Raw genomic sequence first — 12,086 nt, 5'->3', positions numbered from 1 at the left:
GTTTGACTAGATATAGTATAGGTTTTTTTATTATATTAATTTTAAAGGAGTAACTAATTCTTTATCTTGCTTGTCTACAAGATATAATTTTTCAGTAATAATTTTACATTCTGTGCTATTAATAAATACTAGCCCTTGATCAATATGAATATAAGTGTATTTATTTTTTTCTTTAAAACTTAAAGTATCATTTCTTAAAGCTGTTACAAATGGAGCCATATTTTCTAAAACCCCAATGTCTCCATCAATAGTTTTAAGATTAATTATATCTACTTCTTTATCTTCAATAAAAACACCATTAGGTGTTAAGATTTTCAACTTAATTCCCATTACTTATCTTTGTCATTGTTATATTTTTCAATAACATTATCAATAGTTGAAGAATATAAGAAGTAAGTTTCGGGAATGTGATCAACTTCATCATTTAAAATAGATTTAAATGATCTAACAGTATCACTTACCTTAACAAAAACCCCAGGTCTTCCTGTAAATTTTTCACCAACAAAAAATGATTGTGACAAGAAATTTCTGATTTTTCTTGCTCTTTGAACAATTAATTTATCTTCTTCACTTAATTCATCCATACCCAAAATTGCAATAATTGATTGTAATTCTTGATATTTTTGTAAAGTAATTTGTACTTTTAAAGCGATATCATAATGTTCTTGTCCAACAATTTCTGGATCTAAAACACGAGATGAAGAAGCAAGTGGATCAACTGCTGGATAAATTCCTAAACTAGCAATAGATCTATCTAAAACAATACGTGCATCTAAGTGAGTAAAAGTAGTAGCTGGGGCTGGATCTGTTAAATCATCAGCAGGAACATAAACCGCTTGAACTGAAGTAATTGATCCATTTTTTGTTGAGGTAATACGTTCTTGTAATGAACCCATTTCAGTTGATAAAGTTGGCTGATATCCAACAGCTGAAGGCATACGTCCTAATAACGCTGAAACTTCTGAACCTGCTTGAGTAAATCTAAAAATATTATCAATAAATAATAAAACATCCATATTTTTTTTATCTCTAAAATATTCAGCAATAGTTAAACCAGTTAAAGCAACACGCATTCTAGCTCCTGGTGGTTCATTCATTTGTCCAAATACTAGACAAGTTTTATTCAAAACTCCAGCTTCAATGAATTCATGATATAAATCATTTCCTTCTCTAGTTCTTTCACCAACTCCAGCAAAAACCGAAACCCCATTATGAGCTTTTGCAATATTATTAATTAATTCTTGAATTAAAATAGTTTTACCAACTCCAGCTCCACCAAATAGTCCAACTTTTCCACCTTTTGTAAATGGGATCATTAAATCAATAACTTTAATTCCTGTTTCTAGAATTTCAGTTGTTGTAACTAATTCTTCATAAATTGGAGCATCTCTATGAATGGGTAGTCTTTTAACATCTAAATCTGGCTTTTCATCAATTGGATCACCTAAAACATTAAACATACGACCCAAAACTTCATTTCCAACTGGAGCTGTAATTGGTGAATTAGTATTAATAACATCTAATCCTCTTTTTAACCCTTCAGTTGGACCCATTGCAATAGTTCTAACTATTTCATCTCCAATATTTTGTTCAACTTCAAGAACTAATTTTTTACCATTATTATCAACAATTAATGCATCATAAATTTTTGGTATATTATTTTCTGAAAACTTAACATCAACAACTGGGCCTAATACTTGAATAATTTTTCCAATAACTTGAGTTTTGTTTTTATCTATTGTTTTTTTACTAGATACCATATGTCCTCCTAAGATTTGTTATTAGCTCCAGAAACAATTTCACTAATTTCTTGAGTAATAGCACCTTGACGTTGTCTGTTATATTTTAAACTTAAAGTTTGTTCAAGATTTTTACCATTGTTTGTTGCATTTTCCATAGCAGTTCTTCTTGAAGCTTGTTCACTAACTTGTGATTCTATAATAGTTCCATAAATAATTGCATTAACATAAATTAAAATTGTACTATTTAAAATTTGTTCAGCATCAGGTTCAAATATTAAGCTTTGTGAGTGTTTAAATTTATTTTCTAATTTAATAATTGGAAAAATTCTAATTATAGTTGGTTCAAAAGTTACATTATTAATAAATTTAGTATAAACAATCTTAATTTCATCAAATTCATGATTTATATACATATCTAAAAGATCATTACTAATTGATCTTGCTTTTTTATTTGTAAAACTAATATCAATATCAGTAATTTGATTTTTAATTTTAATTTTTTTAGATCTAAAAAATAACACAGCTTTAGAACCAATAGCAAAAATTTCATCTTCTAGTTTAAGATTTTGTAAAACTAGTTTATTAACATTTGAATTATAGCCACCACACAAACCCAAATTAGAATTAATAACTACTCACAAAGTTTTATTTGCTTTAAAATCAGTTTCTTTTAAAAAAACAGATTTATTAGTTTGCCTAATAATATCATTAAATAAAGAATATACTTCACTAACATAATTATGAGTATCAATTACTTTTTTACTAATTTTTCTTAACTTAGCAGAAGCAACAAGTTGCATTGCATTAGTAATTTTTGAAATATTTTTAACAGATGAAATCTCTGTTTTTAATCCACTTAAATTTGGCATACTATTTTCCTAGGTTTTGATATTCTACAATATTACCAAATGTTTCAGGTTTATATTCTTTAATATTTTTAGTTATTTTTAAAACTACTTTTTGAGCTTGTTTTAAAATTTCTTTTTGTAATTGATCATCAAAAGTCTTTTGCTCATCTAATTTTTTACGAAGTTTAACTGCTTGTTGGTCATTTTTAAAATGTGATAAAATTTCATATTTAAAATTATAAATACTATCTAGTGGTAATCATTTTAATAAATGTGATTTAATAGTTAATAATAGAATTGCTTGGTCAACTTGTTCTAGTGGATTATATTGTTTTTGAATTAGCATTTGAATAATTTTTGCGCCTTGATCTAAAGTAGCTTTAGTTGTTTCATCTAAATCAGATCCAAATTTAGCAAATGATTCTAATTCATAATATTGAGCTAATTCTAATTTTAAAGTTCCAGATACTTGTTTAATTGATTTGATTTGAGCAGCAGACCCAACTCTTGAAACTGAAGGACCAATATCAACCGCAGGTCTAACACCTTGATTGAATAATTCACTTGATAAAAAGATTTGTCCATCAGTAATTGAAATAACATTAGTTGGAATATAAGCAGAAATATCTCCTGCTTGAGTTTCAATAATTGGTAAGGCAGTAATTGAACCACCACCATAGTTTTCATTTACTCTAGCAGCGCGCTCTAATAGTCTTGAATGTAAGTAAAAAATATCTCCAGGATAAGCTTCTCTACCAGGTGGTCTTCTTAATAATAAAGACATTTCACGATAACTTACTGCATGTTTTGTTAAATCATCATAAACTATTAAAACATCGTTTCCATTTTCCATTCATTCTTCAGCAATAGTTATTCCTGTATATGGAGATAAATATTGTAAAGAGGCTGGTTGGCTTGCTCCAGCATTAACAACTACTGTGTAATCCATTGCCCCATATTTTTTAAATTTTTCAACAACCTGCACAATAGTTGAATCTTTTTGACCAATTGCAACATAAATGCATTTAACATTTCTATTTTTTTGATTAATAATAGCATCAACTGTAATAGCAGTTTTTCCTGTTTGACGATCACCAATAATCAATTCACGTTGTCCTTTTCCAATTGGAATTGCTGAATCAATTGCTAGAATTCCAGTTTCTAATGGTTGAGAAACAGATTTACGAGCCATAACCGAAGTTGCAACTCTTTCAACAGGTCTAGTTTTAGTAAAATTAATTGGCCCTAGATTATCAATTGGTTGACCTAAAGCATCAATAACACGCCCTAATAAAGCATCACCAACTGGAGCTTCAACAACTTTATTAGTTCTTTTTACTATATCTCCTTCTCTAATTAAAGTTTCATCGCCTAAAATAACAGAACCAACAGCTCCCTCTTCTAAGTTTAAAACCATTCCATAAACATCATTTGAAAATAATAGCAACTCACCCATAATTGCATTATCTAATCCATAAATTAGTGCAATTCCATCTCCAACACTAACAACAGTTCCTTGTTCAGTTTGAACCACTTCTTTATTATAATTTCTTATCTGTTTTTCTATCATCTCAGAGATTTCTTTGATATTAAAACTCATCTTAAACCTCCTTATGTATTCATTTGTTTTTTAAGAGCTTCTAATTTAGCTTTTATAGAACCATCAAAAACTTTTCCTTGAACATTAACTTTTATTCCACCAATTAATGTTGAATCAATTTTATTAACTAATTCAACTTTTTTGTTAACTTTATTTGAAACTTTCTTTTTAATAGCTAATAGTTGAGTTTTTGTTAATTTTTCAGTAGAATAAACTACACCTAAAACTATATTTTTATAATCAAGTAGTTTTTTATATAAAGCTTTTAAAATCATTCTTGCATTTATAAACAATTGATTTTCTACTAAAATTTTTAATGCATTGATTAAATAAATATCAAACCCAAATGGAGTAAAAGTTTTTTCAATGATTAAAATAGCATTTTGTTTTTGTTGTTTATTAGAAAAGTTTACAAGCTTATTAAAATCATCTTTGTCAGCTAAACTTTGAATTAAGGCATCAACTTGAATAATATAATCATCAACCAACTTTTCTTTAACAGCAATGTTAAATAAAGCAGTTGCATAGTTATTTATTGTACTATCTTTTAAAATCATATTAATCTAAATCTTTAATAAATTCTTCAATAAGTTTTTTATTTGTATTTTTATCAATTTCTTTACTTAAAATTTTTTCAGCTGAATTGATTGCTAAATTAACTATAGTATTTTTAATTTCTAGTTGTGCTTTAATTTTTTCTTGTTTAATAGAATTTTGCGCATATGATTGAATGTTTTTTGCTTGTAAATTAGCATTATCAATAATTTTATTTTTTTGAATTTCAGCATCAACTCTAGCTGTGTTAATAATTGATACTGATTCTGTTTTAGCTTCTTCTAGTAGTGAATTTGCTTGTTTTATTTTAATATTTGCTTGTGTTTGTTTTTCAATAGCATCACTTAAAACTTCAGTAATTTTTTGTCTTTGTTTTTCAATCATTTGTTTATATGGTTTATAAACTAATTTTGCTAAAACAATAACTAAAACAATTGTTGCTAATAAGTGAGCTATAAAATTTGGTAAATTAGGAAATAACGATTCAATAATTTTTGGCACACCTTGAGTGGTTGCATTAATCGCTATGTTAAAGTCTACAGATAACACTTTTTATTATCCTTTCTAACAGCAAATCTAAACAACAAAAATTAATAAAATAGCAATAACTAGTGAATAAATTGCTCCAGATTCAGAAATACCAGCAGAAACTATCATTGTTGAAGTTACTTTCGAAGCCATTTCAGGATTACGCCCAATTGCTAAACAAGCTCCTTGTCCAATTAAACCTTGTCCAACTCCAGTTCCCAAAATTCCAACAGAGGCTAGCCCAGCTCCAATATATTTAATATCACCAGTTACAGCTAAAATGTTTGGTAAAATTACTGACATTGCTCCTAAATAATTGGCTAAAATATTTGAAATAAATGCTGTATGTAACATGTTATATTCCTCCTTTAATTTAATTAGAATACTTTTTATTATTGATATTTATAGTTATTTCTTCTTTAACTTGTTCAATTAAATCTGTTTTTTTTGCATTATCATCAATTTGTGCAGATCAATACGAAAGTGTTAACATTGCAAAAACTGTTGATTGAATTACACCACTAAACAAATCAAAATACATATGTAAAAAAGGCATAATTGGTGTTGTAAATAAATTTAATCCTGATCATCAAAATTCATATTGTTTTAAATAACCATTTTCAACTAGCTCAGGATTTCAAATTGCATATGATGCTCATCTTGTTATGCCATCAACTTGAATATTATTTACACCTCAACTTAATTGAAAACCAATTAATAATCCATATAATAAACCTAAAATAATAGATCCACCAATTAAATTACCAAATAAACGAAACGAAATAGAAATTAGTGGTGTAAATTGAGTAAATAATTCAACTGGATTTTTAAATCTTTTAAAAAAAGCCAGTTTTTGATATTTAATCCCAAAATAATAAATCATTATAAAAGTTACCATTCCCATAGATAAAGTAACTGTAAAAGAAGTCCCTTGTGCTTCAAGACCTAATATTGAAAGAAGACACCCTATAAAAATATATGCAAATAAATACATTATATAAGGTGTAAGTTTTTGATATTTTTTACCTAATATTGAAACTACAATATTTTCAACACTTGCTACAAAAACATTTACTAGTACTAAAAAACCTGGCATCTTATCATCAATATTATAATTTCTAATTTTTTTATTATAAATTATTGAAATTATACAAACTATAATAACAACTAATAAGATTGTTATTAAAATTCCATTAAATTTATTTCAAGTAGCTAAATTATCTTTTATTGATGCAAAAGTTACTAGTTTCATTAAGTTCCTCCTTTCTTTTCTAGTCTTTTATGTATAAAAAATGGTATTACTAGATTTGAACTATAACCAATTAAAATACCTAAATAACTAAAAATATTTTCATCACTTAATAATAAAGCAATAAAAAGTGGAATAACATATATACCCATTCTTAAAAGGAACATTAAATAAATTAAATAAGGATTTTGATATTTTATAATTAATAATTTAGTTAAAAATAATAAAAATATTGCTATATATGAGCAAAAATAAGCAATAACCAAACTTATTAAATTAATCCAATTTAGTGTTTTAACTACTGATAATACTATAAAAACAATAATAAGTATGAATCATCAAACAGTATTAAATATTAAAGCTTTTCTTAGTTGTTTGTCTAAAAAAGTTTGCTTTAACATTGTAAATGAACCTTTCTTGAAATATGAAACTCCTTATATATATTCTACTCTCTTTTTAAAAAAACATTTATTTTTTAAAGTCTGTAACTTTAGAGTAAATAAAAAAAATGATACATAATGTATCATTTATAAATTTTAATTATTTTGTACCAAAAATTCTATCTCCAGCGTCTCCTAAACCTGGAACAATATAACCTTTTTCATTTAATTTTTCATCTTTTGAAGCTGCATAAATTTCAACATCAGGGTGTTGTTCTTGCAGTCTTTTAATACCAGGTTCTACAGCTACTAAACAAACAAACTTAATTTCTTTAGCTCCTCATTCTTTAACAATATCTATTGCTTTACATGCACTTCCACCAGTTGCTAACATTGGATCAACTACTATTACATAACTTTTATCAATATCTTTAGTAGTTTTTGCAAAATATTGATGAGTTTCTAATGTTTTTTCATCTCTATATAATCCAATATGAGCAATTCTTGCTGTTGGAATTAATTTTTGAATACCATCTAACATTCCAATTCCTGCTCTTAAAATTGGAACTAAGACTACTGGTTGATTAATTGTATGTCCAGTAGTTTTTGCAACTGGAGTTTCAATATCAACTGATTCAAGCTTTAGATCCCTAAAAATTTCATAGACCATTAATTGAGCTATTTCGCTTAAGTTTTCTCTAAAATCTTTTGAAGAAGTTTCAGTTTTTCTCATTCTAGTTAGCTTATCTATTATCAATGGGTGTTTAATTTCTGTAAATGCCATAATATATTCTCCTTTTTTATGCGCTCGATTCATTGTATAACAAAAATAATTAATTAGCAAATCATTTTTTAAAAAAGTACTCAAAAAAAGAATACTTAAAACTAGTATTTAATGTTTTGATATATTGGAAATTTTTCGCATAAACTAGCAACTTGTTTTGCTAATTTTTCTAAATTTTCTTCTGATTGATCTTTTAAAGCACTAACAATAATTAGTCCTACTTGTTTAAACTCTTCTTCTTTAAATCCTCTAGTTGTCATTGCGGGAGTTCCAAGTCTAATTCCAGAAGTATAAAAAGGTTTTTCAGTATCAAATGGAATCATATTCTTATTACAAATAATGCCAATTGATTCTAAAATCTTTTCAGCTTTTTTACCTGTAATTTGTAAAGTAGATTTAATATCTACATTAATCAAGTGATTATCACTACCACCAGCAACAAGTCTTAAACCATTTTCTTGTAAAACATTAGCTAATGCTTTAGTGTTTTTTACAATTTGTTTTCCATATTCTTTAAATTCATCAGTTGAAGCTTCTAAAAGAGCTTGAGTTTTACCAGCAATTAGATTTTCTAAAGGACCACCCTGTGAACTAGGAAATACTGCTGAGTCAACTTTTTTTGCAAACTCTTGTTTACATAAAATTAATCCGCCACGTGCTCCTCTTAAAGTTTTATGAGTAGTTGTTGTCACAATATCTGCATATTCCATTGGATTTGGATGAACTCCAGCAGCTACTAATCCAGCAATATGAGCCATATCAACCATTAAATAAGCTCCAACTTTATCTGCAATTTCTTTAAATTTTTTAAAATCAATAATTCTAGAATAAGCACTTGCACCAGCTACAATCAATTTTGGCTTATGTTCTAAAACGATTTGTTCAATTTCTTGATAATCTAGTTGCTCAGTATCTTTATTAACTCCATAAAATCTAAAATCATAAGTATATCCAGAAAAATTAATAGGATATCCATGAGTTAAATGACCACCAGCGTCTAAACTCATAGCAACAACACGATCTTTTGGTTCTAATAAAGCCTTATAAGCAGCATCATTTGCTTGACTTCCTGAATGAGGTTGAATGTTAGCATGTTCGGCATGAAACAATTCTTTAGCAGTTTGAATTCCTAAACTTTCAATTTCATCAATAAATTCACAACCACCATAATATCTTTTACCAGGATAACCTTCAGCATATTTATTAGTTAAAACAGAACCATTTAATTCTAAAACAGCTTGAGAAACATAGTTTTCAGAAGCAATTAATTCAATGTGAGATTGTTGTCTTTTTAATTCTTTATTTAATGATTCTCTTATTTTTGAATTAATTTTTGTATTCATTTAATGTATCAACCCTTTCTATATGTCTTCCACCTTCAAATGGTGTATTTAAAAAGATATCAACCAAATTTATGGCTTTTGGTATTGCAATCATTCTAGCTCCTAGTGCTATAATGTTTGCATCATTATGAATTCTTGCTAATTCAGTTGTTTCTTTTTCATATACTAAAGCAGCTCTTGCAGTTTTAACTTTATTAGCAGCTATACTAATACCAATTCCAGTTCCACAAATTACAATACCTCTACTATTAGTATCTTTTACAACATGTTCAGCTACAGTTTGACCTATTTTTGCATAATTACAAGATTTACCATCATTATTTCCTAGATCAATTACTTCATAATTTTTTGATTTTAAATGATTAACAATTGCTTGTTTCATTTCAACTGCACTATGATCATTTCCTATATAAATTCGATTTGACATACTAACCTCTCTTTTAAAATATTTTACAATAATATTTTTAAGAATTTTTAGCAAGTAAAATATTATTAGGTGAGCTTAATGAAAAAATTTATTGAAATATCTAATGATAAGTTTTTTGAATTACTAGATAAAGGTTGACAAGTAATTGATGTTAGAGATAAGTATGAATATGAAAATTTTGAAAAATTTTTACCAAGTACTAATATCTCTTATCCAGAAGTTTTAGATAACGTTAATAAAAGATGACCTAATTTAGATACTAAACTAATTTTTGTATGTAATCATGGTAACCGATCAGGTTTAACAGCTAGACACTTAAACAAACTTGGTTATTATAATGTTTATGTACTAGATACAGGAATAGCTGGGCTTTAGAGTTTTAGCTATTTTTTATTTGGATTTAATTTAACAGTAATTAAATTATCTTTTTTTAATTTTTTAATAAAATCAGTTCTTATATTTCCATCAAATCCATTTTCATAATCACTTTGACCTTGCATTAAACTAATTGCATTTGTTATTGTATTATGTTTATCATCACTAGTAAGTAAATAATTAATACCAATTAAATTAAATGAAGAATCAATAGCCATTGATCCAGATGAACCTTCATCTAAAGCTTTATGATCTTCATTTTTTTCTATTCTTGTAAATAAAGATGAATGTTGAGTTAAAACAGTTTTAACCATTCCGTGTTGATCTTTTATAAATGGTTCAGTATATTTTTTTCAATTTTCATGATGTGAATTTCAGTCTTTATTTTCTTTTTCATCATACTTAGTTCATAAACTTTTAAAATTATTTGCATCAACACTTCTGTTTTGAGTACTAATAATCCCACCTATTGATTTGTTAGTTTTAAATACATAATCAAATTTTCTTTTGCTATAATCGTAATTTTTAGCTGGATATCCTGCATAGAATTGGGTTTTTATAGGTGAATGTTTTTCATTTCAACCTAAACCTATATGCCAGTTTTTCTCTTCTTCTTTTCCAATAACTTTATCTAACTCTGGTAAAATGTGTTTTAATTTGTTCTTCTTTATTTTTAGTTTTAAAATAACAAAATCAGCACCACCATTTTTTGTTTTTGCCATAAGACTAGTTTTATCAAATTCCTCAAAATATGCTAAACCATCATCATATACTTTGCTTCTTAATCCAGAAACTGAATATCTAGGAGTATAGTATGGTGCAGTTAGGTATTCATTTTGAATTTCAAATGTTTGTTCAAGCGAACTATCAACTTTTATTTCATTAGAATCAAAATTGTTACTATTTAATCTACTTGCAGATATGTGTGGTATTGTATTTTGGTCTTTAAATGTTTCATAATCTCAAAAACTAGCATTTCAATCATTAAAATATCTTTGATTCTTATTATTAATATCAAAGTGCAGTGATTTATCAAAGGCATCTCTTAAACTAAATACATGTATATTAGTTGCTACTAACAACTCATAATAATCTTGTCTTTCAAGTTCTTCATTAATTGTTCTATCTATTACTCAAGCTGTTCCACCTATGTGATCAATTTCAATTGATGGCTCTTGTAGTTTAAATTTATCTGTTTTTCATTTTTTAAGACCAATAAGTATATTAAAACTTCTGTCATTAATGTATTTATAATAATCAGAATCACTTTTTAAAGATTTTGTATTTTGTTTATCAATTTTTTTATAGTATTTCTCGCCATTGGAGTTGGTTAATAGAATTTCAAATTCACCTTTCTTATCATCAAAATTAGTTTTAATATCGATAACTTTACCAACATTAAATAATTGAGTAATTGATTCAAAATCCATGTAATAAAATAACTGACTTAAGTTTGATGGTAAAAATCCAAAAGGATTTCCTAAAATAAAACTATTAAAATCAAAGTTTAAGGATTTACTAGAACCAATTTCTTCTGCTTTAAAGTTTTTTAAATATGCTTGTTTTACCATTCCATCAACTGATATATGGTCATTATAAAAAGCTACTTTTTCTTCATCAGTTTTACCTAAATCACCATACCAACCAATATCTTTTGTGTGTTTTCAAAATTTATCATCAGTATTTGAATTATAAATACTTCTAAAATCAACTGGATTATTATAATTACCAGTTTTTAAAAACACATTCATATTATGTTTAGCCGTATGAAATTTGTTTGTAGATCTACTAATTGTATAAGCTGAATTATTTAACAAAAAATCTGAACTGAATAAATGGAAATCTGTAAAGTATTCAGGATTTTTTTCAACTTCATAAATCTTGTTAGGTTCATAAACTAATTTAGTTATATTACTTGGTGTGTAGTTAGAGTTTTCTGAATTATCTGAATGATTATTTTGATCATTAGGTTTTAGATTATTGTTGTCAGGTGTTTTAGGAATTTCTGGTTTATTGTCACTATGATTTGGTACATTTTCTGGAATTTTTTCATTTGGAGTTTCAGGTTTTTTATTAGTATTTGGAATTGTTGGAATTTTATTAGTGCATGAATAATTATGAGTACAACTAATAACTAATAAAGATGAACTAGTAATTAAACTAAATAAACTAATTAAACTTAAAATCTTTTTCATAACTTTTAAATAACATTTTTACATATATATTAATTATACTAATCTTTTAAAATAAAAAAA

General features: G+C 26.4%; 14 protein-coding genes. 1 reads left to right on the top strand and 13 read right to left on the bottom strand.

What is annotated here, in order from left to right; translation table 4 throughout:
* Nucleotides 1-30: 30 nt before the first annotated feature.
* The 12 genes from V2P32_RS04130 to rpiB all read right to left on the bottom strand — a co-directional run bounded on the left by V2P32_RS04130 (nucleotide 31) and on the right by rpiB (nucleotide 9,456).
* Entirely contained in the window at nucleotides 31-330 is a 300-nt protein-coding gene (locus V2P32_RS04130) for a F0F1 ATP synthase subunit epsilon (protein ID WP_434343434.1), read from the bottom strand.
* Nucleotides 330-1,760: a F0F1 ATP synthase subunit beta gene (atpD, locus tag V2P32_RS04125; RefSeq protein ID WP_434343433.1), complete on the bottom strand. Its 1,431-nt coding sequence runs from the start codon at nucleotides 1,758-1,760 to the stop codon at nucleotides 330-332. The genes V2P32_RS04130 and atpD overlap by 1 nt, the downstream gene beginning before the upstream one ends.
* 8 nt (nucleotides 1,761-1,768) lie before the next feature.
* Nucleotides 1,769-2,611, bottom strand: coding sequence for an ATP synthase F1 subunit gamma (atpG, locus tag V2P32_RS04120; RefSeq protein WP_434343432.1), 843 nt, complete (start codon nucleotides 2,609-2,611; stop codon nucleotides 1,769-1,771).
* 1 nt (nucleotide 2,612) lies between these two features.
* Nucleotides 2,613-4,190, bottom strand: coding sequence for a F0F1 ATP synthase subunit alpha (gene atpA / locus V2P32_RS04115; protein WP_434343431.1), 1,578 nt, complete (start codon nucleotides 4,188-4,190; stop codon nucleotides 2,613-2,615).
* 11 nt (nucleotides 4,191-4,201) lie between these two features.
* Nucleotides 4,202-4,747: a F0F1 ATP synthase subunit delta gene (locus tag V2P32_RS04110; RefSeq protein ID WP_434343430.1), complete on the bottom strand. Its 546-nt coding sequence runs from the start codon at nucleotides 4,745-4,747 to the stop codon at nucleotides 4,202-4,204.
* 1 nt (nucleotide 4,748) lies between these two features.
* Nucleotides 4,749-5,294 (bottom strand): F0F1 ATP synthase subunit B, encoded by a 546-nt coding sequence (gene atpF / locus V2P32_RS04105; protein WP_434343429.1) that lies wholly within the window; start codon nucleotides 5,292-5,294, stop codon nucleotides 4,749-4,751.
* A gap of 27 nt (nucleotides 5,295-5,321) precedes the next feature.
* Nucleotides 5,322-5,627 carry an ATP synthase F0 subunit C gene (atpE, locus tag V2P32_RS04100; RefSeq protein ID WP_013447445.1) on the bottom strand — a complete coding sequence of 102 codons (306 nt, stop codon included), beginning with the start codon at nucleotides 5,625-5,627 and terminating at the stop codon, nucleotides 5,322-5,324.
* 19 nt (nucleotides 5,628-5,646) lie between these two features.
* Nucleotides 5,647-6,525, bottom strand: a complete 879-nt coding sequence (locus V2P32_RS04095; RefSeq protein ID WP_434343428.1) for a F0F1 ATP synthase subunit A — start codon at nucleotides 6,523-6,525, stop codon at nucleotides 5,647-5,649.
* Nucleotides 6,525-6,923: an MG406 family protein gene (locus tag V2P32_RS04090; protein WP_434343427.1), complete on the bottom strand. Its 399-nt coding sequence runs from the start codon at nucleotides 6,921-6,923 to the stop codon at nucleotides 6,525-6,527. Before V2P32_RS04090 ends, V2P32_RS04095 begins: the two co-directional genes overlap by 1 nt.
* A gap of 139 nt (nucleotides 6,924-7,062) precedes the next feature.
* Nucleotides 7,063-7,686 (bottom strand): uracil phosphoribosyltransferase, encoded by a 624-nt coding sequence (upp, locus tag V2P32_RS04085; protein ID WP_434343426.1) that lies wholly within the window; start codon nucleotides 7,684-7,686, stop codon nucleotides 7,063-7,065.
* 101 nt (nucleotides 7,687-7,787) lie between these two features.
* Nucleotides 7,788-9,029 carry a serine hydroxymethyltransferase gene (gene glyA, locus V2P32_RS04080; protein ID WP_434343425.1) on the bottom strand — a complete coding sequence of 414 codons (1,242 nt, stop codon included), beginning with the start codon at nucleotides 9,027-9,029 and terminating at the stop codon, nucleotides 7,788-7,790.
* Nucleotides 9,013-9,456, bottom strand: coding sequence for a ribose 5-phosphate isomerase B (gene rpiB / locus V2P32_RS04075; protein WP_013447440.1), 444 nt, complete (start codon nucleotides 9,454-9,456; stop codon nucleotides 9,013-9,015). The genes glyA and rpiB overlap by 17 nt, the downstream gene beginning before the upstream one ends.
* 78 nt (nucleotides 9,457-9,534) lie before the next feature.
* Here rpiB and V2P32_RS04070 point away from each other — a divergent pair, with 78 nt between their 5' ends.
* Nucleotides 9,535-9,831 (top strand): rhodanese-like domain-containing protein, encoded by a 297-nt coding sequence (locus V2P32_RS04070; RefSeq protein ID WP_107669984.1) that lies wholly within the window; start codon nucleotides 9,535-9,537, stop codon nucleotides 9,829-9,831.
* Between the two features lie 8 nt (nucleotides 9,832-9,839).
* On the opposite strand, the gene V2P32_RS04065 is transcribed toward V2P32_RS04070, so the two are convergent.
* On the bottom strand, nucleotides 9,840-12,026 hold the full coding sequence (locus V2P32_RS04065; protein ID WP_434343424.1) for an MAG2960 family serine endopeptidase lipoprotein: 2,187 nt from the start codon (nucleotides 12,024-12,026) through the stop codon (nucleotides 9,840-9,842).
* Nucleotides 12,027-12,086 lie beyond the last annotated feature (60 nt).

It is taken from the genome of Mycoplasma sp. 06067-C1-B144P-99-0482-3 (assembly GCF_051053925.1).
Classification (GTDB): Bacteria; Bacillota_I; Bacilli_A; order Mycoplasmatales; family Mycoplasmataceae; genus Mycoplasma; species Mycoplasma leachii.
The sequence above is the reverse complement of the archived record's forward strand: the minus strand, read 5'-3'. Positions and strand labels throughout refer to the sequence as shown.